The following is a 23,705-nucleotide window of genomic DNA, read 5'->3' as shown; positions in this document are numbered from 1 at the left end:
GCTGCGAATGCTGGTAAGTATGTCCACATTATTGATCCGGCCTACACGACCCAGGACTGTTTCCTCTGCGGGCACCGGGAGAAGAAAGACCTCTGGCAGCGGACCCATGCCTGCCCGGTCTGCGGCTACACAGTCCCCCGGGACCTGAACGCCGCACAAAATATCCTGAAACGAGCATCCGTAGGGTGGGGCACACCCGAATCGACGCTTGTGGAGATCGGGACCGCTACACCGCCAATTCCAGCGGTGCAAGTCCCGGTCGACGAAACAAGAATCTCCCGGCTCTAGCCGTGGAGAGTGTCAAAGGTCCCGCCCCGACGCGGGGACGATCCGGACGTTCATCTTCTCCGAGCCGATGATCAGGATGCCCTCCCCCGGCTGGAAGTTGAGAAGGTCTTTCTCGCTCACCTCGAAGAACTTGGCGTTCTCCTGGGCCTGCTTCTTGTTCTCGGCCCGCATGCAGAACTTCACGGCGATGTTTGCGAGGATCTCCTCGTTGAAGTGGGCGATGAGCTGGGACGCGAGGATCAGCGAGACCCCGAACTTCCGCATCTCCGTGGCATACTTGTTCAGCACCGCCTTGATCGACGTCTTCGAGCCGCTCTTCTGGCTCACCAGGAGTTTCGCCTCGTCGACGATCACAAAGAGCCGGAACTTCTCCCGCTCGTCCTCGGTCCCGCGCGGGATCTCGCCGGTCGCCTGGAGGGTATAGTAGATCCGGCGGAGGAAGAGGTCTGCAAAGAGATAGCGCAGGTTCTCCGGGAGGGCGTTTAAGTTGATATGCGTGATCCCGCCGGATAGGATCGTGGGGATCGAGATCTTCTCCTCGCCCGAGAAGAGTTTGTAGTCGAAGATGTCCTCGAGATAGGCCGGGATCGCCTCGTCTTCGCAGTTCATGATCTCATCCTCGATGTCGTCGAAGTCCAGCACCCGCGTCCAGGTCTCGGTCTTCCCCGTAATCCCGGAGGCCCGGTAGCAGTCCTTGATAATGTTCTTGATCTTCCTCCTCTGCTGGATGCCGAGCGTCGGGAAGTTGATCGATATGGCGTCGACGAAGTCGGAGGTGGCCCGGAGCGGTGTGATCTCGTCGATATCAGGGTCGAGTTCAAGCGGGTTGAAGTAGTACTGCCCGCCCTCGCGGATCTTGTAGGACCGAATATCTCCGCTGCTCGCGGCCATGTCCCCGTGAAAGTCGATCAAGACGACCGGCATCGCCTTTGTGGCAAGTTCGGAGGCGACGCACCGGATCGTCTCGGTCTTGCCGGCCCCCGAGCCGCCGAGGATGATCATGTGGCCGTTGTTGAGCAGTCCCGGCGACCAGTTGACCCGCCGCCCGTCCTGTGCGTGGCCGAGGAAGACGTCGAGGCCGCCGGAGCGCAAGGATTCCGGCGCCGGGGCCGGCGTCGGGGCAGGTGCGGCAACCCGGCGGCGGGGTGCGGGCGGCGGCACGGGTGGAAGCACCACCTCCTCCACCGCCTCTTCTTCCTCGTCGTCGGTGAAGATTGCATCGTCCCACTCGTCCTCCGCCCCCTCCTCGACCGGAGGCACGGGCGTCGCAGCCGGGACCTCTTCAGAGACGGGGTGAACCTCTTCTTCGGGAAGAAGCGGCTCCGCCGCCGGGGCCGGGCGCTCGGTGACGATCTTCGCGGCAACGTCGGCCATCAGCGCCCGCCCGAGGTCGCGGAGGCGTGCATCATAGAGGGTCCGGTCCTTGATGATGAACCGGGAGAGATCGACCCCGTCGTCCTCGCGCACCACTTCAAGGACGTAGATTGCATCGGCGAGCCCGGAGAGCACCCGTGCCAGCTCGCGGCGGTGGGCCGGCGCCGCCCGGATACGGTCGTAGTCTTCGCCGCAGGAGAGGTAGCGTAGAACGGTGAACGTCGAGTGGAACGACTCAAGGAGCATGTCGTAGTATTCCCGGACCTCGGGGTCGATCGTCTCGAGCACTCCCTTGAGGATGTACGCGAACTCCGGCGGGAAGGTGTAGACAACGCCTTCAGCCCTGGGCTCGTCGAGGTCGTAGGCGTAGGCGAGGACGGCGCACCCGGCGGCCTTGAGCCGGGCGGCGAACCGCTCGCACTCCTCGTAGAGGCCGGGACAATTGTTGAGGAGAAAACCGACGAACGTTTCTTCGGTGCGGGGGAGCGTGGATGGGAAGGTCTTGTTGAGATACGACCCCTTCACGGTCCCCGCGAGGAGAGCCGGAACGACCCCGTGGATCTCGCAGGCAAGATCCCGGATATTCAGCGCTCGAATCCGGGCCTCCATCAACGGCCGGGCGATCGCTTCCCCCGCAGGGGTCGCCTTGATCACCGTCGTGCCGTGCCAGGAGACGGACTCGATGAGGCCGACATGCGCGAGCGCAAAGAGCGGCCCCGACGTATAGGCGTAACAACTCTGCTCGACCACGCCCTCCCCCTCTCCCCGGGACGACGAACTGTTCAGGGCGATGTGAATGTAAAGGAGCGTCTCTACGATGTCGCGAACCTCCAGCGTCCGGAAGTCTCGCAGGTATTGGACGACGGCGGGAGGGAACGACTCAACCAGAGCCGGGATCTCGGTATCCACGTAGCCCATCGCTTTCAGTGCTTTGGTAAGGTCTGTTGACACGGGTTCACCAGAGGATGCGTTCTCGTGGCGCCGGAGTGCCCCGGGCCCCCAGTTGAGAGCAGATCGGGGTCGATGCTGTCATGGTGCGCTCTACGGTACCGCTTCACACGATGCGGGTCTCGGGGCAGCCGCTTCTGTGAAGCAGGCGGTTGAAATAGTTTTGCTCTGTAGCCTATTAAATATAGGCTATTTACAAAATCAGCCACATCTCGGCGGAATACTCGCGTACCGGAGGAGACGGCAGGGAGTCCCTCCTCCAGCCCTGCGCGAGAGAAGACCGATTCCGTGCCCGCGATCCCGGGTGTCTTATCTCCCGCAAAATCACGTATCTCCACGCGAATCGATGGAAAATCCTTTTGAATCTCCCTACCGTACGCATACTGACATTTTTATATTATTAAAATTATATATATTGGTAGTCGAGGAAGGTGCCCCGTGACTACCCTTACCGAAGAACAGCGAGTGACTATCCTGATGGCTCTCCTTGCCGTATCAGTCTTCCTGACCTACTACTTCCACGCAGTCCTGATGCTCGGAACGGTCTTTTCGCACTTCTTCTACATCCCAATCATCCTGACCGCGCTCTGGTGGGAGAAGCGGAGCATACTGGTCGCCGTCTTCCTTGGTGGACTCGTCGTCGTCAGCAGCCTCCTCTACAGGCCGGACCTCCTGACCCTGAACGATTACGGACGCGCCCTGATGTTCGTCGTCATCGCCTTCGTTGTCGCCTCCCTCTCAGAGCAGCTCAAAGGGCGGGAGCGGGAGGTGAAGAAACAGAGAGACCTCATGCAACGCTACCTGGACGTGGCGGGCATCCTCTTCGTCGTCATCAACGCCGACCATACCATCCGGCTCATCAACCGTCACGGTTGCGAGTTGCTCGGCTACCGGGAGGCGGAACTGCTCGGAAAGGACTGGTTTACAACCGTCGTCCCTGAAGCATCCCGGGAGGCTCGGCAACAGGTCTTCGATACCGCGATCGCCGGCGGAACATCTTTTTCCGGCCAGCGGGAGAACCCGGTCGTCACGCGGAGCGGGGAGGAACTTGTCCTTGCGTGGCAGGACACGGTGCTTGCCGGAGACGACGGCAGGTCGACCGGGATCATCGGCTCGGGGGCCGATATCACCGATAGAATCAAGGTGGAGGAGGCGCTGCGGTCGGCCCACGACGAGGCAAACCTCTACCTTGACATCATGACCCACGACATCAACAACGCGAACGCCGTCGCTCTCGGCTATACCGACCTGCTCGTCGAGGGGCTGGAGGGGAGAGAGCAACAGATGATCCGGAAACTCAGGGGCGGCATCAGCCGGAGCATCGAGATCATCCAGAACGTCACAACGATCCGGCGGCTGCACTCTCACGAGACGGCAACGAGACCCGTCGATCTCGACGCTGTCATCAGGAGGGAGATTGCCCACCATCCCGATACCGAGATCGTCTACGAGGGAAAGCCCGCCTGGGTCATGGCCGACGACCTCCTCCCGGAGGTCTTTGCAAACTTGATCGGCAACAGCATCAAATTCGGGGGGTCCGGGGTCGAGGTCGTTGTCCGGGTCGAAGAGAGCGATGGGGCGGTCGAGGTCTCGGTCGAGGATACCGGGCCGGGGGTGCCCGACGAGGTCAAACCCCTCCTCTTCTCCCGGTTCGTGCGCGGCACGAGCGCCAGAAGCGGGAAAGGGCTCGGCCTCTACATCACGAAGATGCTTGTTACGCGCTACGGCGGCCGGATCCGGGTCGACAACCGGGTGCCGGGTCACCCGGAATGCGGCGCGGCGTTCCGGTTCACCCTCCTCCGGTGTGGCCGACCGTGGGAGCCGTCCCTGGCCGCTGCATCGGCAGCGGCCGGCCGGGCGATCACCGCCAGATCCTGACCGGGTCGATGGCGGCGTCGACGATCAGGGAGAAGTCGAAGGTATCGAGCCAGCCCGCCTTTGCAAACATCTGCATGAAGCAGACGCCCACGACCTTCGCTTCCGGGTGGGTGCCGACGACCGCACGCACCGATTCTTTCGTGACCGGGACACCCGGCATCGCAAGCCCGCCCATCAGGACGATCACCTTCGGGTCGAAGCGCCCGGCGGCTTCCGAGACCTGCATCCCGACGTTTCCGACAGGCCGGAGGACCTTTGCTGCTGTCTCATCCACGTACGGCACGTAGACCTGCTCGATCGGGAGATCCCGGACGGCGAACCCCAGAAGTTCGATGAACGGGGTGCAGGTGCCGGGGCAGCCGTAGTAGACGACCTGGTCGCCCTCGTTGAGCCCTGCCTCCTTGAGATACGCTTTGAACGGCCGGAGCATGCCGGGGACGCCGGAGAGTCGCTCTTTTAATTCCATGAAGGTCTGGTTGTCGCCGGGGGTATATACCGGTTCTGGATGGGGCGGAATCAGAATCCCGCTTCAACCGTCCAGTCCAGCCACTGGGCCGACCGGAGTTCCTTCGCCGTCGCTTCATCGACCCCGTAGACATTCCGGTAGAAGTCCAGCACCCATTCGTGCACCCGGATATCCGCGAACCGATCCGGGTAGGCGGCCTTCGCGATCACTATCGCCTCGATCGGGTACTCGAGCCGCTTCGCCCAGTTGTAGGGTGTCCAGGGGAGGGCGTAGACCCGTTGGTTCTTCACGGCGGAGAGTTCCTGCAGATTTTGGTAGTAGGGAGCGGTATAGAGTTCGCTTGCCGGATGGTAGCCCTGGGCGGTCGGGAGGACGATCACGTCGGGGTCGAGCGCGAGGATCTGTTCGATCGATACGACGACAAACGCCCCGGTCCCTTCGTAGGCGTTCTTTGCGTTCGCGATATCCTCGATGAAGTACGATTCGATCGTATCCCTGCCCCAGGCCATCCCGGCACCGCCGCCCTGCCGGGCGCGCGGCGAGAGGCCGAGCTGCATCACGCGGGGTTTTTCATGCTCTGAAACGTTCGCCGTCCGCTTCCGGATCTCCTCCATCTGATCATCCAGGTAGGTCGCAAGCGCATCGGCATCCGCCTCACGCGAGAAGACCTCACCGACGAGCCGGATCTCCTCGCCGATACAGTCAACGTTCGGGCTCTCCTGGAAGGGGGGGCCGACGAGGATGACAAGAGGGATACCGAGGGACCCAATCGTTGCAACCGTCTTCTCAAGGCTCTCGTCCGACCCTGCCCTGAACGACGAGGCACCTTCGCGGAGGATGACGATGTCGGGGTCGAGCGAAGCAAGCGTCTCATAATTGATCCCGGTGCCGCTCGCGACGACCTGTGGGAGACCGGCAAGTTCCGGGACCAGGTAGCCGACCGGGTTCATGCCGCCGGAGTAGTCGTCGATCGTCCCATCCGTCCTCTCGAAGGAGTAGTTGTAGGTCTTCTGGCAGCAATCGCCGCCGAGGCCGGCGATCCTGTCCTGCATGTCGAATCGGTAGAGAAGCCCCTCGACGAATCCGTCGTCGATGACGACGACGCGCTCGATGGTTGCCGGCAGTTCCACCGCCCTGCCGCGCATATCCGTCACGATCCGGCTCCCGTCCGGCTCCGCCGGTGCAGTATCCACAGACGTCCCCGTGCACCCGCAGAGGAAGGCAAGAGCAGCAAGGCAGACGGTGAGCAGGAAAGGCCCTGCAGGAATTTGGTTACGAGTCATGCTAAACGGTTGGAGCAAGTAGCACAAAGATGTATTCATTTTACACCAATGGCGTGAATAACAGACGTGCATGGCATCAATTGTTACCATTTATATAATTAGTAATACAGAGAGATGAGATACTGCACCGCCCGCACGGGAGGAGATCACATGACAGAGCCCAGAGACTTCAACAGCCTCCTTAAGAAGTTCGGTTACGACACAGCCGGGGGGTTCGACGAGGGGAGAAAGATCGCCGTACTTCTCGGGCTTGCCGCCGTTCTCCTCGCAACAGCCTCGGTCGCGGTCGTCCTCGGCGCCTACGACATCACCGTCGCGGACGTATACAAGACCATTCTCGTCCATCTCACGCTCGGCGACGTTGAGGGGCTCCCAAAACTGCACAACACCATTATCTGGGACATCCGCGTGCCCCGGATCATCCTCGCCGTCTCGGTCGGCGGGGCGCTCGCCATCGCAGGCGCCGTCTTCCAGGGGGTCTTCCGAAACCCCCTCGTCGAACCCTACATCCTCGGCGTCTCGTCCGGGGCCGCATTCGGCGCAGCACTCGGGATCGTCTTCCCGGCGATCTTTATCTCGATTCAGATGCCCGCGTTCGCCTTCGGCGCACTCGCCGTAACCCTCGCCTATCTTCTCGCCCGAAGCAGGGGCGAGACGCCCATCGTCACCCTCATCCTCGCCGGCGTCATCATCGGCTCGATCTTCTCCGCGTTCGTCTCGCTCCTCAAGTACCTGGCAGATGACACGGCGCTCCGCGAGATCGTCTTCTGGTTGATGGGCGGGTTCTACTACGCGACCTGGGACGATGTCATCCTCCTCGCCCCCGTGGTCTTCATCTGCTTCATCGTCCTCTGGGCGCTCTCGTGGAAACTCAACATCCTTTCGATGGGCGACGACGAGGCCCGGGGGCTCGGGGTCAACCCCGAGAAGTACAAGTTCGTCGTCATCGCGCTCGCGACCGCCGTCACGGCATTCGCCGTCTCGCTCGTCGGGATCATCGCATGGGTCGGGCTCATGATGCCCCACGCGGCGCGGATGCTCCTCGGACCGGACAACCGCTTCGTCATCCCGGCATCCCTGATGATGGGGGGGTGTTACCTGATCGTCTGCGACACCCTCGCACGGACACTGACGAGCGCCGAGATCCCGGTCGGAATCCTGACCTCCATCCTCGGGGCGCCGTATCTCTGCTACCTGCTCCGCAACAAGGGCAGGGTGATCTTCGGGTGACTGCCATGCTTCACGTCCAGGACATTCGTTTCGGGTACGGGGGCACCCCCGTGCTCTCGGGAGTCTCCTTCTCCGTCGGGAAAGGAGAACTCTGCGGTCTTTTCGGCCCCAACGGGTCGGGAAAAACAACGTTATTCAAGTGCTGCCTGCGGTTCCTCAACGCAGAACGGGGTAGCGTGCTGATGAACGGCGAAGACGTCGAGCAGTGCACCGTCGAGCACCTCGCACGGCTCGTCGCCTACGTGCCGCAGGAGCACAGGCCGCCGTTCCCCTACCTCGTGCGGGAGGTCGTCCTCATGGGCAGGACGCCGCATCTCGGCGGGTTCTTCGGGGTGAAGAGGCGCGACAAGGAGATCGCGATGGACGCGCTCGCTACCCTCGAGATCGGGGATCTCGCGGATCGGCCCTACAACCACCTCTCCGGAGGCCAGCGGCAGATGGTGCTCATGGCCCGTGCGATCGCGCAGGATACACCGGTCCTCTTCCTCGACGAACCCACGAGCGCGCTCGACTTTCAGAACCAGATGCGGATCTGGCAGATCATGCGCGATATCGCCGGGGAGGGAAAGACAATCCTCGCCTGCAGCCACGACCCAAATCATGTCGCGTGGTTCTGCGACCGGGTCGTGGTTGTGGGCTCGGGGTCCGTCGTGGCCGAGGGAAGGCCGGAGGACGTGATCTCGGAGGACGTGCTCGCGATGATCTACCAGGACGCGTGCACCGTCCGGATGCTCGACGGCGTCCGGATGGTGATGCCGCGCTGCGTGGCGGAGCGGCACGAGAAACAGGGGAGCGAACTTCCCCTCCGCGGCAGATCCTTTACCGGGGTGTTCGGTGAGGCGGACGCCGGAACATGAAACGGAGCATGACAATGACGTACACAAATATCGACTGGAACAGCGTCTGGAAAGTCCTCTACGAGAAGAATACAGAATGCCGGGGAACCGGGGAGTGCGCCTCGCTCTGGGCGTCACGGGAGAAGGCCCGTACGTTCCTCGCACAGTCGCGACAAAGCCCCGAAAGGATCGGCTACGTGCTTGACAGCCTCCCGCTTGAGGCCGGGTCGACGGTGCTGGACGTCGGCGCCGGGCCCGGAACGCTGGCCGTTCCCCTCTCGCGCCGTGTCGCCCGCGTGACCGCCGTCGAACCGGCGGCGGGGATGGCCGACGTGATGACGGAGTATGCCGGAGAAGAGGGCGTATCGAACCTTGATATCGTGCGAAAACGCTGGGAGGAGATCGACCCGGCGACCGATCTCGACGGCCCCTATGACCTCGTCATCGCGTCCTATTCCCTCGGAATGCCGGATATCCGGGCCGCGATCGAGAAGATGTGCGAAGCCTCCTCACGATGGGTGTACCTCTTCTGGTTTGCCGGGGCGACCGCCTGGGAGCAGGCGATGGTCGACCTCTGGCCGAAACTGCATGGAAAGGAGTTCCGGTTCGGCCCAAAAGCCGACGTCCTCTTCAACGTCCTCTACTCGATGGAGATCTACCCGCACGTGGAGACGATACGAAGGGAGCACGTCCGCAGGTTCCCGGATCTCGATGCCGCCGTCGACGAGTTCCGGGAGCAGTACCGGGCAACTTCCCCGGCACAGGAGAAAATTCTCCGGGAGTACCTCTCCGCGATCCTCTCGACGAACGGGGACGGCCTCATGCACTCGGGAATGATGACCCGGATGAAACTCTGGTGGGAGGTCGACGGGTGCCGGTGAGAGAAGGGTGCCGCAGGATCGGTGCCGCCCTCCTCCTGGCGGTCCTGCTGGTCCTCTCCGCGGGATGCACCGGAGCGGAGCAGTCCGGGGGAGGAACGGGGCCGGGACCAGATGACGCCGGGTACCGGACGGTCGTCGACTCCCGGTGCGTCGAAGTCCAGGTGCCCGCGAAGGTCGAGCGGGTCGTCACCGTCTCCGACGGTCTCGTCGAGAGCACGATGCTCGTCCTCGGCGAAGAGGAGAAGATCGTCGGGGTCGGGTCGTCCTGTCTCCAGAGGGTCTTCAACTATACCTACCCGACCGTGGGCGGGGAATCTTACGAGTACCGGGACGGCATGAACCCGGTAACCTACCTGAGTCCCGGGATCCGCGACCTCACGAGGGTAGGAGAGTCGGGCGCGGCCATCAACTACGAGACGCTTGCCGGGCTCGACCCGGACGTGGTGATCCTCCGGGTCGGCTCCTGCACGCTCCGGTCGATGGACGACGAAGGTGTGCAGAAGGCCATCCGGACGATCGAGGCCCTCGGGATCCCGGTCGTCGTCCTCAAAGCCCACCCGTGCTTCGACGAGCCGGACCTCTCGACGATCTCCGACGAGATCCGGATCATCGGCTCCGTCTTCGGGAAGGAAGAGAAGGCCGGCGGACTCGCAGACTACCTGGAGTCCACGACCCGGATGGTCGTCGAGAGGACGAAGGATATCCCGGATGCCGGGAGACCGACCGTCCTCATATTCGGGGCATCGCCGACCTCCCGGAAGGCTGGGGGGGCCGGCAACGTGAAGGGGACCAACACGGTTGAGTCCTACTTCATCGAGGAGATCGTCCACGCGAAGAACGCCTACCGGAATACAGGGAGCCCCACCATCTCGGCCGAACAACTCCTCGCCCTCGACCCCGACATCATCGTACTCGGCACGGCGAACGGCTACCACCCGCCCGTGGAACTCTACTCGGCGCCCTACTACCAGAACGTCGACGAACTCTCGGCCATCAAGAACCGCCGGGTCTCATCGTTCCCGTGGGAGCCCTGCAACTGTGCCAAACGCCTCGAGTACCCGATCGATGTGATGGTGATCGCGAAGGCAGCCTACCCGGAGCGGTTCGCCGACGTCGTTCTTGAGGAGTGGCTCCTTGAATTCTACGAGAACGTCTACAACGTGGATCGGGTGACGGCAGAGGGCCTCCGGTCGGCACAGTGGATGGACTGGTGCGTGGAGAGGTGCCCTACGTGCGGGTGACCATAACGGGTGGATGGAACAAAGACCGGATAACCCAGGTCTATCCTGGTACAGGATGTTAGGATGTTGAACGGTTGTAGAAGAGAATAAGGAAGTGAAAAACAGTATGAAGATCGCTATCTGCGGCAAGGGAGGCAGTGGAAAGAGCACCATTGCCGCGCTGCTTGCCCGCGAGTATGCACGGAGGAGCCGTGCGGTGCTGGTCGTCGACACCGACGAATCGAATCTCGGGCTGCACCGTCTCCTCGGGGTGGATGCGCCTTTGGACCTTATGGGCTACTTCGGGGGCAAACGGGCGATGACGGAGAAGATCATGGCGGCGATGCCCGCCCTATCGTCCCTGGACCTGGTGGGGGAGACGTGGACCATCGACGATCTCCCCCCCGGCCACGTTGCCCAGAGAGACGGGGTCCGGCTCGTCGCCATCGGGAAGATCCACGACGCCGACGAGGGGTGCGCCTGCCCGATGGGGATGCTCGCCCGCCAATTCCTCGAACATCTGGACACCGGCGGCGACGGTGTCGTCATCGCCGATACGGAGGCCGGGATCGAGCACTTCGGCCGGGGCGTCGACCAGGGGGCCGACGCGATCCTGATGATCGTGGACCCGTCGTTTGAGTCGCTCCGGCTCGCGGAAAAGGTCAGGGATATGGCGGCACGGATCGGCGTCCCGCTCTACTACATCCTAAACAGGATCGACCTCTTCTCGGCCGCTCGGCTGCGTAAGGGGTTGCCCGACTCCTCGCGAATCGTTTGCGAGATCCCGCAGGACCCTGCAATCCTTGCCGCGGGTCTCGACGGCCGGGCGCTGGATATGCGCCACCCCGAGATCGCCGCGCTCGCGGACGTGCTGGACGGCATACTGGGGGTGAGGTCGTGATCCTCCGGCCCAGTCAGCGGGAACAGGTGCTCCCGCTGCCGGTTGCGCTCATCTCGACCGTCTCGGAAGGCGGCGTGAGAAACGTCGCTCCCTGGTCGAACCTGACCCCGATCCTCCGGCCCCTGGACGAGATCGTGCTGGCTTCCTGGATCAAGCGGGACACCCTCGACAACATCCGCGCCACGGGAGAGTTCGTCGTGAGCATACCCACGGCATCGATGGTCGATGAGGTCATGATCTGTGCGCGGAACTATCCGCCGGACGTAGATGAGTTCGAGGAGGCCGGCCTTGCGCCCCGGCCGTCGGTGAAGGTCCGCCCGCCCGGCGTCAAGGGGTGCCTGGCCTGGATGGAGTGCGTGCTCAAAGAGGAGATCGCCAGGAAGAACTTCTCGCTCGTCATCGGGGAAGTGATCCACCTCGAAGCCGACGACCGCTACTTCAACGATTCCGGCGAGATGGACTTCGAACGGGCACAGCCCCTCTCGGTCATGCTCGGGCGGGAGGGGATGTGGTTCACCCGGCCCATCCGGTCGGGACGGTTCGTCCATTATGTGGAGATGACAGCCGGCCGGACTCCGGTGCACCCGGATCAGAATACCCCGCACTCGGAGAGATGATAGAGCCTGCGGACCTGTTCGGCGGTCTCGTTCGAGACCACCTCCCGGATGCGGACGAGGATGGTCTCGACATCCTCTTCGGGCATGCACCCGAGGTCTTCCCGCCCTGAGAGGATCTGGTCGGCGAGGTAGCCCCAGTCCTCGTCCGAGAGGCGGCCGACCCGTTCTGCAAAGTCTTCCTCGTCCGCAGAGATGTGATTTGAGACCGGCGGGAGGATCGAGTGGAACTCGTGCCCCGACTCCGGGCAGAGGATGCCCTCGTATTCAGGCGCCAGTTTCCGCAGAATAGCAAAGTCTTTCTCGTCAAGTTCACGTGCCATGGTTTCGTCTGCTCCAGGGGCTCTGATACTCCATCCGGCCTAAAAATCTTCGCTCGCTACGGGACTACGACTCCGAGAGGAGTGTTCCCGCCCGCGCGATGTTCTCCGTCCTGGGTTCCTCAAAGAAGAGCGTAACCTTCTCCGGGTCGACGCCGAGCGTCCGCGTTATCGCGGCGGTGATCTCGTCTGCGAGTATCCGTTTCTGCTCAAGCGTTCGCCCCTCAGCCATACGGATGGTCACAACCGGCATGGTTTCTCAGAAAAGTGTGAGACGGAGCAGTATTTATCACTGCGGGAAGGTGCCGGGCAGGCAACCAGGGGCGGGGTCCCGTCGTCCGGCATGCCTCCGGCGATCGTGAGTTCTATGATCTCCCGGACCATCTGCCCGAAGGTCTCCCGCTGCCGGTTCGCACCCGTGATCACGGCAGCCGCACCATGGATCTCCCGATCGAGTACCTCGCCGAGTGCCTGCCGGGGGTCGTTCCCGGCCGGGACGCACTGGAGGAGGAGCGTCTCGGACCCGGGCCGGCCGTCCCGCGCTCCCGCCGCGAGCACATGCAGGTCCGCGATATCGTCGGCGATCTGCATCGCCCTCCCGACAGAGAGACCGTACTTCGCGAACTCGGCAACGACCGGCCCCTCCGCTCCCGCCGCCATGGCCCCCCAGGCAGCGGCGAGCGAGAAGAGGCACCCGGTCTTCTGGCTGATGATCGCATCGTAAAGGTCAGTCGCCGGGATCGCCGGGAGGTGCGGCCACCCGAAGATCTCCCGGGCCACGCCCCGGGCCATCTTCTGCTGGACCGATGCGAGCATCGCCACGTATCCGGCACCGTAGGGGGCGACGAGCGCGTACGGGAGGGCCAGGATACCGACGGCGTCGAGGACCGCACGACCCTCCCCCCGGGTGAGGTGGAGGGAGGGAACGCCCCGTCTGACGATGTCACCGTCCAGCATATCATCGAGGATGAGGCTTGCGGCGTGGGCGAGTTCGACGGCACAGGCGAGGTCGAGCGCCTGGTGGTTGGGTGCCGTCGCCCAGGTGAGATCGGCGTGGATGCGGAGGAGGAGCCCGGCGCGCATCCGCTTCCCCTTGATGAGGAGCGGGAGGACGCCCGGATCGACCTCGCCCGTGCCGTTCGCCACCTCCTCGATCCGCCGGTTGACGGCAGGCCTGATCCCCTCAAGGAACTCGCGAAACGGTATCATGGCTCATCACTCCCGGGACCCATCTGCTCCCCGTTAAGATGCCCCGGCGGTAAAAAAGGTGTGGTCGATCTCACGTCACGGGTAGCTTCATTGGCGAGAAGACCCCTGACCCTTCCGGTGACGTCATGCCGGTGAAGTTGAGGGGGGTGAATGAGCATCGAGAGAGCGATAGGACGCCTTGAGGTCGGCGATCCGTTCGGGGACTGGCTCGCAGGCGTCCTCGGCGACCGGATGCAGGAGTGGTGCGGCGGCGTCCGGGTCTACCGGATAGAGCCCGCATCGCATATTGTCTGCCGGTACGAGTTCGCCGGCACCGCATTCAGCGTGGTCGGCAAGTTCTTCGGCGCGCCGACGGGTGCGAAGACACGCTACGACGCGGACGCGGCGATGAAGCACGAGTTCGACCGGCTCCGGCGCGCAGCCGGATGGATCTGTGTCCCTCGCGCGCTCGCAACAAACAGCCGGTTTCACTCGGTCCTCGTCACCGAGCACGTCCCGGGTCTGCCGATACGGGATCTCCACGCGGCGGGGGTCTCCCTCTATGAACCCCTGACCGGCGTCGCGCATCTGCTCCGGCGGCTCCACGACAGTACGCGGACCTCCTGCAACCGGGCGCGCGATTTCGCCTACTTCCACGCGGTGCTCGACCAGACCGGCCTCGCGGAACCTCTGCGGGAGCGGTTCAACCGCCTGCTCGGGACGTGGTGGCGCAGCCCGCGGATCGGCCCCGACGCCGGCTGCATGGTCCACGGCGACGCCACGCCCGGCAATTACCTCTTCGACGGCAGTGTCTGTGCGATCGACTTCGAGGGGTCCCGGGACCACGCGCACCCGGTCCGCGACCTCGGGATTCTCGCCGCGGAACTCAGGGCATCGGGTGGGAGCACTACGACTGCCGAAGACTACATCGGCCACCTGCTCTGGCATTACAGCCGCGATGAGGAGGAGTTCCGGCACCATACCGCCGTCCTCCCCTTCTTCATGGCGCTCGGCTACCTCAGGATAGCCCGGCTGCCCTGGCGGACGGGAGAGCGTGACTGGCTTCTAGCGGAGGCGGAGGCGTGCCTTGCCGCAAGCCCCGGGTAGCGGGGGTTCTCTTCGACTGCTATGGGACGCTCATCGATGTCCTGACCGATGAGCGCGATATCACGACCTACCGGTGCCTCTCCCGGTGGCTCCTCTACCAGGGTGTCTGGATAGCCCCCGAACGCCTGCGGGCATGCTACGCCGGCCGGGTGCGGGAGGCGGCCGAGCAGACCGGAAAACGCTATCCCGAGGTGCGGGTCGAGGAGGTCTTCGCCGGCATCTGCGCTGATTACAGCGTATGGAAGGTCGATACCGAGCGGCTCGGCGTCGAGACCGCCCGGGCGTTCCGGGCCGCGTCGCTCCGGCGGCTCGACGTCATCGAGAAGAGCCGGAGGCTGCTCGACTACTTTGACACGGAGAAGAAGGGGGTCGTCTCGAACGGGCAGCGGGTCTTCTCGGAGCCGGAGATGCGGGTGCTTAACCTCTACGACCGTTTCGATCTCGTCGTTTTCTCCTCCGACACCAGGCATCAGAAGCCGGACCCGCGGATATATACGGCGACTCTCGGACGGATGGGGCTTGCCGCCCCGGATGTCCTCTTCATCGGGGACAACCCCGAGAACGATATTACAGCACCCCGGAGGCTCGGGATGCAGGCGCTGCACGTGGAGGAGGCATGGAGACGCTACGGGACATAAGGCGGCAACGCGGCGGGCAGGAAGGAGTTGAAAGACCGGCAGGCAACTCAAGAGCATCCCTGCCCGGGGATCCGCATGCCGCTCTTACGGTAACTGCGCCCTGATGTGCTGCACCGTCTCGGGGTACTGCCTCCGAAGCCGGTTGGTTTCGAGGTTCTCCCTCACGATCCACCTGATATCCTGGTCGTCGAGGGTCGCGAGCTGCCGCAGGTACTCAAAGCCGATCCCGGGAAGGGCGATGATGACCAGGCTGAGCGTGGAGCCGAGCGACTTTCGAAGCGCGCGGAACGATTCCGACTGCCGCTCCTTTGCCATATAGACACGGATCAGGGTCTTGCGGTGGAACCGGAGTGCTGCCTCCGCGAGCTCCGGCTCAACGAGCAGATCCGGTTCGGCAACGCCTGTGACCGCGGCCCGCATGGCGAGCCAGGACCCTCCTTCCACCCAGCCCTCCAGCTCAGGGACCGTCATGTCTCGCTGCCTGGAGAGGAGATCCTGGATCGCCAGTGCCACCGCCTCCCTGACCTGCCACCGTGGATCGACCGACGTCTCCGCGAGATGCGTGAGCGCCGCCCCGGCACATGCCGGCGATACAGACCCAATCGCCCCGATGCCCCGAACACCGCAGAACGAGAGGAACTCATGCGGGTCACCTGTCGGTGCGTCCTCAGGGGAGATACAGGCAAGCTCGACACAGAGGGTCCACAGGACCTGGCGATCGTCGGCATCGGCAATTGCAAACTCCCTCACGGTCTCGCTGAACGCCCCTGCGAGCTCCAGGTTTTCCCGGGGCCCCGGCAGGTTGCTTCCCGCGACCAGGTAGGTGAGGAGATCCTCGGCGTTCCCGCTCGCGAGGAAGCTCACGAGCAGCCTGGCGACCTCCCTGATATAGGTCTCTTTGCGGGTCATTGTCCGCAGAGATCAACGACCCGCAGACAGTAAAAATGATCCCTACCGGGCGGTCAGGGTTGCGACGAAGGCGTCGAGTGCCGCGTGAACGTTCTCGCCGTTCCGCGCGGAGATGAAATGCACCGCTTCCCCGGGGAGAACCCGGCGGATAGCCTCGGGGACCGCGCCCGGAGAGTCACACTTGTTTGCCATGAATGCGAGCGGCACATTGAGGGACTTCAGGCTGTCGTAGAGGTGCTGTGTCGTCGCGTCCACCCCTGTGGTTGCATCAACGACGATGATCGCGCCGTCCATTCCCCGCGAGAGGACCTGCCGGACGAACTCGAACCGATCCTGCCCCGGCGTCCCGAAGAGGTAGACCGCGCGGTCTCTCACCTGCAATCTGCCGAAATCGAATGCAACAGTCGTGGAACCTTCGTTCGAGGTTGCTTCGATGTGGCGGCTCCGGGGATCGAGTGCCTGTATGAAACTGGACTTGCCTGCGTTGAAAGAACCGAATACGACAATCTTGAGCCTGCCTTCTGCCATCAGCCCTGTATTGGCATCGGAACGTTTTATGGTTTCGCTATAGCGGCGCCGTGGCGAGGATAGAACCGTTCCCGGGCCAGGGAGAGGATATTCCTTTCCACCCGGGGTCCAGAAGAGGAAGGAATTGACACCGGGAGAGGACGGAACCTCCGGTCCCCAACTCCGGGGCTCATGCTCCGGTTCTGCGAACCGTCCCACGTCCCGGCAATCGCGCTCCGGAACGTCGCACCCTGCGGCCAGTCGCCGTTCGCCCCGGGGGTGCAAACGGCCTTCGCTGCTGAAAAGAGATATACCGCCAACTCCAAGGTACCGGTATGGGTTCGGAGGAGACGGATGCCGTCGCGCAGGAGATCATGACCGCCCTGGACACCCTCTTCCTTGCGGAGAAGCAGGCAAGACTCCAGGTCTCCGCTCTTGAGGGGCGGCAGTACCCCCTGGCCGCGACGTTTGAGATGGTCCAGGAGATGAAGACCGGCGGCGCCATCGAGGAGCTCCTCGCCGGGTTTGGTTTCGAATACTACACCATCGACGACGATGCCGAGCTCTGGATCTCGGACGAACACGGGTTGATGGTCTTCCTCTCCTTCAACGCCCCGGACGGGCGGTATTACAACTACAGGGTCGTCGCGTTCGACGTTGTCGGCGAGGACGAGGAAGAGACCGCGTGAACCGAACGGGCGACGCGCACCCTTCACCTGCCGTCCAGAGAGAGGGGCGCGCCAAGCACTATATACCGTAAACGAGATCTGATCTGCACTATAAGAGTTGGTGGCATGAAGATGGAACGTTCTGTAAAACGCCTCATGGAAGACAGGGAGAGACGGGGTGAGGAGAATCTCGGCAAATATATCGAGCAGCTTCTGCATGAGAACATCTCCTACCGGTTACGGGCGGCCGAGGCGCTGGGGGGATGCGCCGATGCCCGGGCGGTCGAGCCGCTGATCGCCACCTTGCACGACAGCGAGAACGAGGTTCGCTGGGTCGCGGCGCAGGCGCTCGGGAAACTTCGCGATGCGCGGGCGGTCGAACCGCTCCTGCCCCTCCTCATCGACCCCGACCGCTGGGCGCGGCGCGGCGCTGCCTGGTCGCTCGGTGAGATAGGCGACCTCCGTGCGGTCGAACCGCTCCTGCCCCTTCTTACCGACAGGAAGAAGGACGTCAGGGTTGCCGCCGCCGATGCACTCGGCAAACTGCGCGACCAGCGGGCTGTCCCCGTCCTCTCCGCCGCGCTCGAGGGCGAGGAGGAGCCGGAGGTCAGGACGGCTCTCCGTCGCGCCCTCCGCGAGATCACCGGCGAGGCGAGTCTTTGACCGGATGGAACGAAGGGCAAACGAGGCTCTTTCGGTACTACCCGGAGGACTTCGGTGCGCTCCCCGTGCAGGTCGCCCACATGGATCTCGTCTTCGACGTCTACGACGGCCACACCCGGGTCGTCTCCGCCCTCACCGCCCGGACCCGTGAGACGCCGCTCGCATCCCTCGCCCTGAACGCCCGGGACCTGGATATCCTCCATGTCGCGTGTGACGGCTACACCGTTGCCTACACCTACGATCGGGACGCCGCGCTCCTCACCGTCACCTTCGACCCCCCCGTCCCACCCCGGACCCGATTCACCCTCGATACCGAGACGATCTGCCGGCCGAGCAGCCATGTCCTCGAGGGCCTCTACTATGACGGGTCCTGCCCCGCCGGGCAGCCCGTCCAGATCACCCAGTGCCAGCAGTGGGGGTTCCAGCGGCTGGTCCCCTGCCTCGACGACATGACCGCCAAGTGCACCTACACGACGACGATCGTCGCCGATGACGGGTATACGCATACCATATCCAACGGCGACCCGGCAGGACCGCGGCTCCCCTGCGGCCCCGGCCGATCCGTCCAGAGGTACGAGAACACCACGACACCGATGGCTCCCTACCTCTTCTTCCTCGGGGTGGGATGTTACGACACCTACCGACGGGAGTTCGAGTATCCCGACGGGCGGACGTTCTCCCTCGAACTCCTCACAAAACCTGGTTCCGATCCCGGTGCGGCAGAGCATGCGCTCGATATCCTCGCAGATGGGGTGATGTGGGTCCACCTCTTCACCGGCCCCGCCCGGTACCGCGACCGGGAAGTCAGGGAGGAGATCTGGCGGCTCACACGGGCGCGGGACGCGGCAAAGCGCTCCGGGGAGACCGGTGCCCTTGAAGCGGTGAGGAAAGAACTTGCCGGGCTCGTTGTGACCATCACCATGGGGTACGCCTACACCGGAGCGGTCTACCGGGAGATCGCCATGCAGAACTCCGACTTCGGCGGGATGGAGAACGTCGGGAACACGACGATCGCCGCAAACCGGCTTATACCCGGCACGGACGTGACCGACCCGGCCTTCGAGTACATGGTCAGGGTGAAGGTCCATGAGTATTACCACAACGAGAACGGCTCTGAGGTGACGGGGAGGAGCCCGTTCGAGATCTGGCTCAACGAAGCCGTGACGGTCCACATCGAGAACCAGCACCACGCCTTCTTCTTCGGCGAAGCCTACTCCCGCCTCCAGACCGTGCTCGACCTCCTCGAGCCCGGGGCCGGGACGCTCGTCCTCGACCGGGGCGCGGGCTCGATGCCGATCGAACCGGACGGCTTCAACGATCCAAACGACCTCATCACCGGCGTCACCTACGTCAAGGCCCCCGAGTTCGTCAGGATGATCGAGACGCTGATGGGAAAGGAGAGGTTTGCAGAAGGGCTCGCCCTCTACCACGACCGGTTCCGGCACGGGAACGCCTCGCGCGACGACTGGATACACTGCATGGAAGAGGTCGCAGGAATGGGCTTTTCGGGAATGGCGGCGGTCTGGCTGAAGGAGACGGAATACCCGGTCCTCACCGTGACCCCCGCCTACGACCCGGCGGCCCGGAGGTTCACCCTCGCCTGGCGCCAGAGCCGAACGCCTGGCGGCCGGACCTGGGAGTTCCCGTTCCGGTTCGCGCTCGTGGATGCCGAAGGCCGGGACCTCGCGGACCGGACCATCCGGGTTGCGGCCGAGGACGGGAAGATCAGCCTCGACGACGTCGACCTCCCGGCGTTCCTCTCGCTCAATCGCGGTTACTCCTTCTACGGGAAGGTGGCATACCGGCCGCCGGAGGACGAACTCTACCTACAGGTGCGCAAAGACACCGATATCGTCGGTCGGTTCACCGCGTTTCGTGCGCTCGCTGACCGGGAGATGGTACGGCTCCTCGAGGACCCGGGCGCGGCCATCCCGGCACGCTTCGTCGACCTCTGCATCGCGCTCCTCGCCGACGACCGTCTCATGGAGGAGGCGGGCGGACAGTTCCTGACCGTCTTCCCGTCGGTCGAAGACGAGCGGTTCAGCCATCACTACCGGGCGCTCCACGACGCCAGAAAGAAGATCTTTTCTGCCGTCGCCGCCCGTGGCCGCGATACCCTCCTTGCAGTCTCCCGGCAGGCGGCGACGGGCGCCCCGGGGGGGTCGGGTTGCCTGGAAGAAGAGGCCGGAGCGATCCGGCGGCGGCAGAGGAAGAACGCCAGCCTCGCGTTTCTCGCGACCCTCGATACCCCCGAGGTCCACGAACTGCTCCTGTCCCGGTTCCGGGAGGCGACGGCCGCAACCGATCGCCTCGCCACGTTTCGGCTCCTCCTCGAGAGCAGTGCCCCGGAGCGGCTGGAGATCCTTGCGGCGTTCGCCGCCGGGTCGGCGAAAAGCCCTGTCGCGTGGGAATCTTTCCTTTCCACGGTCGCCGCGAGCGACTGCGACGACCTCGTCACGATCCTCCGCGGGATAGAGTCCTCGCCCGCCTTCTCGATCGAGCAGGCCGACCAGCAACGGGCGCTCTATGGGCGGTTCGCGCTGAACAGGAAGCGGTCGCTTGAGACCGATGAGGGGCGGGCATACCTCGGGGAGATCCTCCGGCGGCTTGCCCCGGTCAACGAGTACAGCACCGTCCGGGCGCTGGACGCGTTCGCGTTCATCGATGCGATGGAGCCCCGCCACCGGGTGCCGGCGGCAGGCGTGCTCGCGGACCTCCTCGCCTCCCTCGACCCGGACGCTTACCCGGCCGTCTATAACAACGCCCGCCGTTTCCTCCTCGGCGCCCCGGCGGCAGCCCGGGCCTACGAGGCGGAGCACGGGAAGATCCCGGCGCTCCGCGGTCTCAAAATCTGATTCACCCGTACTCGAGGATCAGCCCGACGCCCGTCTCACGGACGTTCGCGACCTTTGCGAGTGCAACCTTCGCCGCAAGGTCGGTGCAGTGGCAGGGGTGGAGGGCTGCCGGCTGCACCTCCGAGAAGTAGTCGACGACCCCCTGGATCCGCTCCGGCGGTGCGTCGAGGAGGTGGAACCCGCCGATGACGTCGGCGACCCGGTCTTCGCCGCAGACCTCGCGCGCCTGCTCGATTATCGAACAGACGCCCGAGTGGGAACACCCCGTCACGACAACAAGCCCATCGGGGGTCTTGCAGGCGAGCGCGGTGTCGTCAGCGATGGTGTCGTCCCGGATACCGTCGGGGGTGTAGATATAGCCGTGAGGAGGCGTCCGCTCGAACTCGAACCGCCGCTCGATCTCGCCAAGGAAAACCAGATTTTCGGTCAGCCAGAGGGGGGCCGCGGTAAGGAGAACCCTCCCGTGCCGGAAGAGTTCCTCGACCGAGAGGTGGGATCCGATCTCTCCCGCACCATCAAGGCTCCGGGTGAGGAAGGCTTCGGGGTGGGCGATGAATGTGGGCTCGACCCGTTCGTGGCCCTCGATGATCCCCTCGGTATGGAGCCGGAGCAGCGCGTCGAGACCCCAGGTGTGGTCGAGATGACCGTGGGAGAGGACGACCTCTTCGATCCGGAGGAGGTCGATCCCCATCTTCCGGGCGTTCTCCACGAGAATGCCCGAGTAGCCGGTATCAAAGAGGACGCGGGTTCCGCCGTCTTCGATGTAGATCGAGAGCCCGGGCTCCGCGAGGAAGTAGCGGTCGGTGAGGGTGGCGTTATCAACGAGGACTGTCAGTCTCATATGCAGCGCTCCCGGGGCCCCTCGAACGCTTTCCGGCCGTGAACGAATCCATGCAGATACTGGGAACGTTGCAGTTAAGAAGGTTTCCCGGGGGCGATCCACTGCGCCCGTTCTTTGAGCGCCCGGTTCATGAGCAGGAACCCGAGGTGGGTTGCCCGGAGGGTGTCGGTGAGGTCGACGACGGGCACCAGTAGACCGGTGAAGATCTCAGCCTGGACGAACCGGGAGCCGTCACCCTCGGGGATGATGGTAAACCGGTGTTCGCCGTCGAAGAGCCCTGCGATCAGGACCCGGCCGATCCACCGGAACTCGCGGTCTTTTGCGACCCGCAGCACCCTCGGCCGAAACCACATGCTCCGTCGCCCGGGGGGCCGGATCTCGACCAGAAGGCGGGTTCCCACCCAGAGCTTTCCCTCGATAGACCGGATGAACGGGTTCCATTCGGGGTAGGAGGTAAAGTCGGTCAGCACCCCCCAGATGATCTCGGGCGAGGCGTCGATGACAGTCTCGGCCCGGACTTCCCGGACCAGGACCCTGTGGGGTTCCGGCAAGGGTGCGGTCATACGCTCATCACGATCGCACCGGATGGACCGTAAGGGAGAAAAGGCTTTCTTTTCCGGGAATACCCGGCGTCGCCTCTTCGCGGCGGCCGGAGGAAAGAAGTCGTACCACGCGAAACCACTTCTTTGGAGTGATGCAGTATGGAAGCATCGGATGCAGTCTTCTCCCCCGGGGAACCGGAGGAACTGGAACCGCTCGGCCTCGCGGTGGGCGCGCGCCTCCCGATCGGCCGCCTGAAGGACCTGCAGGAAGATCACGGGTTAGAGGTCATCCTCTACTTCGATGAAGACCTTGCCCGGAACTCGACACTTACTGCGGACGTTACGGATTTCCGGATCGTCCCCGTGCATGCCCGGCCGTTCATGCCGCTCGTGGTCTTCCTGCAGGTGATGGCGGAGCGGGACCCCGAACTCACCCGCCGGATGCGGGAAGAGCCCCCGCTCGCCGAGGTCCTGGAGACCGGGACGATCGACCGCTACGTCGGGTGCGTCTGTTGCACAGCGCAGTACGTGAAGGCGCTCCTGCTCTAACCGCCGCCCTGGCGGCGGGTCGGCCTGCCGCGGGCGGTTGGGGCCCGGGTCCCGAGCTCGAATCCGGCGAGGACTCGCCGGCAGGTGCAATGAGCCCCCAGGTGGCAGACGGCGCCCCCCGTCACCTCGAACCGGAGCGGGAAGTCGAGCCCGGGGATCAGTTCCGGGAGGTCGCCGAACCCGAGCGTGATATGCGGTGAGTAGCGCTCATACGCGGAGATCTTCTGGAACCTGCGGAGGCAGTCGGCGGACGGTCCACTCACCTCTCCGAGAAAGTTCTCTGGCACGGCCGGGGGTGCCGAGTAGGGCGCTACCGCGTTCATCACGGTCTTGTGAAAGAGCTGGAGGATCTCCGGCCGGAGGATATGCAGGACGGAGACGGTCTCTCCCGTGCCTCCCCGGCGTTTCGCGATGGCATCGACGGTCATCGCCATGGGGGAGCACTGTCCGGCAATCCGGCCCACCTTCGTGACGATCTCCGGAACATCCTCACGCCGCACCGGGAGCATCGCAACAGAGATGTGCGGGAGGCAGTTCTCCCTGTCGAGGCGTATCCCTCCGTCCGGGTTGCCGGCAAGCAGTGTCCGGTTCGCGCTGATCGCCATATCCATGATCGGCCCGGGCGGCAGGAGGACGATATCGACGGCAACCGTATCGGGAAGTTCGTGCATGGGGCCGATCAGGTGGTGAGGAGAGAAAAGGGTTTTCCCCAATGGAGGATCACGGTTCCCGACCACAACGCTTCCAGCCCGTACCGGGCGCCGCTCACCACCTCACGCCGAAGACCGGCTCCTCCTCGACAATGTTGGTGATCCTCCGGACACTCGCCTCGACGGGAAAATTCTCTCCGCTGCAGAGCCCCATCTTGAGTTGTTCCAGGCCTGCAGCCACCGAATCATCCTTCGATTTGACGCCGTTCACCGTCACCCGGAACGTCAGCGTCACCAGCCACTGGATCGTCTCCATCTCTTCCCCTCCAGATGTTGGCGGTGTATACCG

Annotated in this window: 26 protein-coding genes; 14 read left to right on the top strand and 12 right to left on the bottom strand. The window is 64.0% G+C overall.

Translation table 11 applies throughout. The annotated features are described in order from the left end of the window. Window positions 1-288 (top strand): transposase (locus tag BRA49_RS04910; protein ID WP_292384022.1); only part of this gene is annotated, 288 nt, incomplete at its 5' end. 12 nt (window positions 289-300) lie between these two features. Here the strand turns inward: BRA49_RS04910 and BRA49_RS04905 are convergent. Further along, window positions 301-2,613, bottom strand: a complete 2,313-nt coding sequence (locus BRA49_RS04905; protein ID WP_292384019.1) for an ATP-binding protein — start codon at window positions 2,611-2,613, stop codon at window positions 301-303. Between the two features lie 435 nt (window positions 2,614-3,048). Here BRA49_RS04905 and BRA49_RS04900 point away from each other — a divergent pair, with 435 nt between their 5' ends. Further along, window positions 3,049-4,488 carry a sensor histidine kinase gene (locus BRA49_RS04900; protein WP_292384017.1) on the top strand — a complete coding sequence of 480 codons (1,440 nt, stop codon included), beginning with the start codon at window positions 3,049-3,051 and terminating at the stop codon, window positions 4,486-4,488. On the opposite strand, the gene BRA49_RS04895 is transcribed toward BRA49_RS04900, so the two are convergent. Continuing rightward, window positions 4,472-4,954, bottom strand: a complete 483-nt coding sequence (locus tag BRA49_RS04895; RefSeq protein WP_292384016.1) for a DUF2124 domain-containing protein — start codon at window positions 4,952-4,954, stop codon at window positions 4,472-4,474. The two genes, BRA49_RS04900 and BRA49_RS04895, sit on opposite strands and share 17 nt — an antisense overlap. A 50-nt stretch (window positions 4,955-5,004) precedes the next feature. Beyond that, entirely contained in the window at window positions 5,005-6,237 is a 1,233-nt protein-coding gene (locus BRA49_RS04890; protein WP_292384015.1) for an ABC transporter substrate-binding protein, read from the bottom strand. A gap of 150 nt (window positions 6,238-6,387) precedes the next feature. Here BRA49_RS04890 and BRA49_RS04885 point away from each other — a divergent pair, with 150 nt between their 5' ends. From BRA49_RS04885 to BRA49_RS04860, 6 genes are all read left to right on the top strand, one after another. Next, a complete protein-coding gene (locus BRA49_RS04885) occupies window positions 6,388-7,467 on the top strand; it encodes a FecCD family ABC transporter permease (protein WP_292384014.1) in 1,080 nt (359 codons plus the stop codon). A 5-nt stretch (window positions 7,468-7,472) separates the two neighbouring features. Further along, window positions 7,473-8,324, top strand: coding sequence for an ABC transporter ATP-binding protein (locus tag BRA49_RS04880; protein WP_292384013.1), 852 nt, complete (start codon window positions 7,473-7,475; stop codon window positions 8,322-8,324). Between the two features lie 14 nt (window positions 8,325-8,338). After that, window positions 8,339-9,184 carry a class I SAM-dependent methyltransferase gene (locus BRA49_RS04875; protein ID WP_292384011.1) on the top strand — a complete coding sequence of 282 codons (846 nt, stop codon included), beginning with the start codon at window positions 8,339-8,341 and terminating at the stop codon, window positions 9,182-9,184. Then, window positions 9,175-10,425: an ABC transporter substrate-binding protein gene (locus BRA49_RS04870; protein WP_292384009.1), complete on the top strand. Its 1,251-nt coding sequence runs from the start codon at window positions 9,175-9,177 to the stop codon at window positions 10,423-10,425. Before BRA49_RS04875 ends, BRA49_RS04870 begins: the two co-directional genes overlap by 10 nt. A gap of 106 nt (window positions 10,426-10,531) precedes the next feature. After that, entirely contained in the window at window positions 10,532-11,305 is a 774-nt protein-coding gene (locus BRA49_RS04865; RefSeq protein ID WP_292384007.1) for an ATP-binding protein, read from the top strand. Beyond that, window positions 11,302-11,922, top strand: a complete 621-nt coding sequence (locus tag BRA49_RS04860) for a flavin reductase family protein (protein ID WP_292384005.1) — start codon at window positions 11,302-11,304, stop codon at window positions 11,920-11,922. The genes BRA49_RS04865 and BRA49_RS04860 overlap by 4 nt, the downstream gene beginning before the upstream one ends. Here BRA49_RS04860 and BRA49_RS04855 read toward each other — a convergent pair. The 3 genes from BRA49_RS04855 to BRA49_RS04845 all read right to left on the bottom strand — a co-directional run bounded on the left by BRA49_RS04855 (window position 11,895) and on the right by BRA49_RS04845 (window position 13,448). Then, window positions 11,895-12,242 carry a hypothetical protein gene (locus BRA49_RS04855; RefSeq protein ID WP_292384003.1) on the bottom strand — a complete coding sequence of 116 codons (348 nt, stop codon included), beginning with the start codon at window positions 12,240-12,242 and terminating at the stop codon, window positions 11,895-11,897. The genes BRA49_RS04860 and BRA49_RS04855 overlap by 28 nt on opposite strands. Window positions 12,243-12,306: 64 nt before the next feature. After that, window positions 12,307-12,471 carry a tautomerase family protein gene (locus BRA49_RS04850; protein WP_292384002.1) on the bottom strand — a complete coding sequence of 55 codons (165 nt, stop codon included), beginning with the start codon at window positions 12,469-12,471 and terminating at the stop codon, window positions 12,307-12,309. A gap of 8 nt (window positions 12,472-12,479) precedes the next feature. Then, window positions 12,480-13,448: a polyprenyl synthetase family protein gene (locus BRA49_RS04845; RefSeq protein WP_292384000.1), complete on the bottom strand. Its 969-nt coding sequence runs from the start codon at window positions 13,446-13,448 to the stop codon at window positions 12,480-12,482. A 150-nt stretch (window positions 13,449-13,598) separates the two neighbouring features. Here BRA49_RS04845 and BRA49_RS04840 point away from each other — a divergent pair, with 150 nt between their 5' ends. Then, window positions 13,599-14,534, top strand: coding sequence for a phosphotransferase (locus tag BRA49_RS04840; RefSeq protein WP_292383998.1), 936 nt, complete (start codon window positions 13,599-13,601; stop codon window positions 14,532-14,534). After that, the gene (locus BRA49_RS04835; RefSeq protein ID WP_292383997.1) at window positions 14,510-15,172 is read left to right on the top strand and encodes an HAD family hydrolase; all 663 of its coding nucleotides are present in this window, start codon (window positions 14,510-14,512) and stop codon (window positions 15,170-15,172) included. Before BRA49_RS04840 ends, BRA49_RS04835 begins: the two co-directional genes overlap by 25 nt. Window positions 15,173-15,256: 84 nt before the next feature. Here the strand turns inward: BRA49_RS04835 and BRA49_RS04830 are convergent, their stop codons facing one another. Both BRA49_RS04830 and BRA49_RS04825 read right to left on the bottom strand, forming a co-directional pair. Beyond that, a complete protein-coding gene (locus BRA49_RS04830) occupies window positions 15,257-16,081 on the bottom strand; it encodes a hypothetical protein (RefSeq protein ID WP_292383996.1) in 825 nt (274 codons plus the stop codon). A gap of 42 nt (window positions 16,082-16,123) precedes the next feature. Continuing rightward, window positions 16,124-16,609, bottom strand: coding sequence for a GTP-binding protein (locus tag BRA49_RS04825; protein ID WP_292383994.1), 486 nt, complete (start codon window positions 16,607-16,609; stop codon window positions 16,124-16,126). A 314-nt stretch (window positions 16,610-16,923) separates the two neighbouring features. On the opposite strand from BRA49_RS04825, the gene BRA49_RS04820 reads away from it, so the two are divergent. The 3 genes from BRA49_RS04820 to BRA49_RS04810 all read left to right on the top strand — a co-directional run bounded on the left by BRA49_RS04820 (window position 16,924) and on the right by BRA49_RS04810 (window position 20,774). Beyond that, complete coding sequence (locus BRA49_RS04820; RefSeq protein ID WP_292383992.1) at window positions 16,924-17,277, top strand: hypothetical protein; 354 nt, start codon at window positions 16,924-16,926, stop codon at window positions 17,275-17,277. 111 nt (window positions 17,278-17,388) lie between these two features. Further along, window positions 17,389-17,919, top strand: a complete 531-nt coding sequence (locus BRA49_RS04815) for a HEAT repeat domain-containing protein (RefSeq protein ID WP_292383991.1) — start codon at window positions 17,389-17,391, stop codon at window positions 17,917-17,919. After that, window positions 17,916-20,774 (top strand): M1 family metallopeptidase, encoded by a 2,859-nt coding sequence (locus BRA49_RS04810; RefSeq protein WP_292383990.1) that lies wholly within the window; start codon window positions 17,916-17,918, stop codon window positions 20,772-20,774. The genes BRA49_RS04815 and BRA49_RS04810 overlap by 4 nt, the downstream gene beginning before the upstream one ends. A 1-nt stretch (window position 20,775) precedes the next feature. Here BRA49_RS04810 and BRA49_RS04805 read toward each other — a convergent pair whose 3' ends face one another. Both BRA49_RS04805 and BRA49_RS04800 read right to left on the bottom strand, forming a co-directional pair. Continuing rightward, window positions 20,776-21,615: an MBL fold metallo-hydrolase gene (locus BRA49_RS04805; protein ID WP_292383988.1), complete on the bottom strand. Its 840-nt coding sequence runs from the start codon at window positions 21,613-21,615 to the stop codon at window positions 20,776-20,778. Between the two features lie 74 nt (window positions 21,616-21,689). After that, complete coding sequence (locus BRA49_RS04800) at window positions 21,690-22,178, bottom strand: SRPBCC domain-containing protein (protein ID WP_292383987.1); 489 nt, start codon at window positions 22,176-22,178, stop codon at window positions 21,690-21,692. A 138-nt stretch (window positions 22,179-22,316) separates the two neighbouring features. On the opposite strand from BRA49_RS04800, the gene BRA49_RS04795 reads away from it, so the two are divergent. After that, entirely contained in the window at window positions 22,317-22,706 is a 390-nt protein-coding gene (locus tag BRA49_RS04795; RefSeq protein WP_292383985.1) for a hypothetical protein, read from the top strand. Here the strand turns inward: BRA49_RS04795 and BRA49_RS04790 are convergent. Next, complete coding sequence (locus BRA49_RS04790; protein WP_292383983.1) at window positions 22,703-23,377, bottom strand: hypothetical protein; 675 nt, start codon at window positions 23,375-23,377, stop codon at window positions 22,703-22,705. The genes BRA49_RS04795 and BRA49_RS04790 overlap by 4 nt on opposite strands. A gap of 94 nt (window positions 23,378-23,471) precedes the next feature. Beyond that, window positions 23,472-23,672, bottom strand: a complete 201-nt coding sequence (locus BRA49_RS04785; RefSeq protein WP_292383981.1) for a hypothetical protein — start codon at window positions 23,670-23,672, stop codon at window positions 23,472-23,474. Window positions 23,673-23,705 lie beyond the last annotated feature (33 nt).

Origin of the sequence: Methanoculleus sp. UBA430, assembly GCF_002506585.1 — an archaeon.
In the GTDB taxonomy this organism is placed as follows: Archaea; Halobacteriota; Methanomicrobia; order Methanomicrobiales; family Methanoculleaceae; genus Methanoculleus.
Note: the sequence above shows the minus strand (reverse complement) of the source record. Positions and strands in the feature narration are given on the sequence as shown.

Bases quoted from the DNA above. Each gene is read 5' to 3' on its own strand.
- BRA49_RS04895 (WP_292384016.1), bottom strand. From the start codon at position 4,954: ATGGAATTAAAAGAGCGACTCTCCGGCGTCCCCGGCATGCTCCGGCCG.
- BRA49_RS04890 (WP_292384015.1), bottom strand. From the start codon at position 6,237: ATGACTCGTAACCAAATTCCTGCAGGGCCTTTCCTGCTCACCGTCTGC.
- BRA49_RS04885 (WP_292384014.1), top strand. From the start codon at position 6,388: ATGACAGAGCCCAGAGACTTCAACAGCCTCCTTAAGAAGTTCGGTTAC.
- BRA49_RS04880 (WP_292384013.1), top strand. From the start codon at position 7,473: ATGCTTCACGTCCAGGACATTCGTTTCGGGTACGGGGGCACCCCCGTG.
- BRA49_RS04875 (WP_292384011.1), top strand. From the start codon at position 8,339: ATGACGTACACAAATATCGACTGGAACAGCGTCTGGAAAGTCCTCTAC.
- BRA49_RS04865 (WP_292384007.1), top strand. From the start codon at position 10,532: ATGAAGATCGCTATCTGCGGCAAGGGAGGCAGTGGAAAGAGCACCATT.
- BRA49_RS04855 (WP_292384003.1), bottom strand. From the start codon at position 12,242: ATGGCACGTGAACTTGACGAGAAAGACTTTGCTATTCTGCGGAAACTG.
- BRA49_RS04850 (WP_292384002.1), bottom strand. From the start codon at position 12,471: ATGGCTGAGGGGCGAACGCTTGAGCAGAAACGGATACTCGCAGACGAG.
- BRA49_RS04845 (WP_292384000.1), bottom strand. From the start codon at position 13,448: ATGATACCGTTTCGCGAGTTCCTTGAGGGGATCAGGCCTGCCGTCAAC.
- BRA49_RS04840 (WP_292383998.1), top strand. From the start codon at position 13,599: ATGAGCATCGAGAGAGCGATAGGACGCCTTGAGGTCGGCGATCCGTTC.
- BRA49_RS04830 (WP_292383996.1), bottom strand. From the start codon at position 16,081: ATGACCCGCAAAGAGACCTATATCAGGGAGGTCGCCAGGCTGCTCGTG.
- BRA49_RS04825 (WP_292383994.1), bottom strand. From the start codon at position 16,609: ATGGCAGAAGGCAGGCTCAAGATTGTCGTATTCGGTTCTTTCAACGCA.
- BRA49_RS04820 (WP_292383992.1), top strand. From the start codon at position 16,924: ATGGGTTCGGAGGAGACGGATGCCGTCGCGCAGGAGATCATGACCGCC.
- BRA49_RS04815 (WP_292383991.1), top strand. From the start codon at position 17,389: ATGGAACGTTCTGTAAAACGCCTCATGGAAGACAGGGAGAGACGGGGT.
- BRA49_RS04805 (WP_292383988.1), bottom strand. From the start codon at position 21,615: ATGAGACTGACAGTCCTCGTTGATAACGCCACCCTCACCGACCGCTAC.
- BRA49_RS04800 (WP_292383987.1), bottom strand. From the start codon at position 22,178: ATGACCGCACCCTTGCCGGAACCCCACAGGGTCCTGGTCCGGGAAGTC.
- BRA49_RS04795 (WP_292383985.1), top strand. From the start codon at position 22,317: ATGGAAGCATCGGATGCAGTCTTCTCCCCCGGGGAACCGGAGGAACTG.
- BRA49_RS04790 (WP_292383983.1), bottom strand. From the start codon at position 23,377: ATGCACGAACTTCCCGATACGGTTGCCGTCGATATCGTCCTCCTGCCG.
- BRA49_RS04785 (WP_292383981.1), bottom strand. From the start codon at position 23,672: ATGGAGACGATCCAGTGGCTGGTGACGCTGACGTTCCGGGTGACGGTG.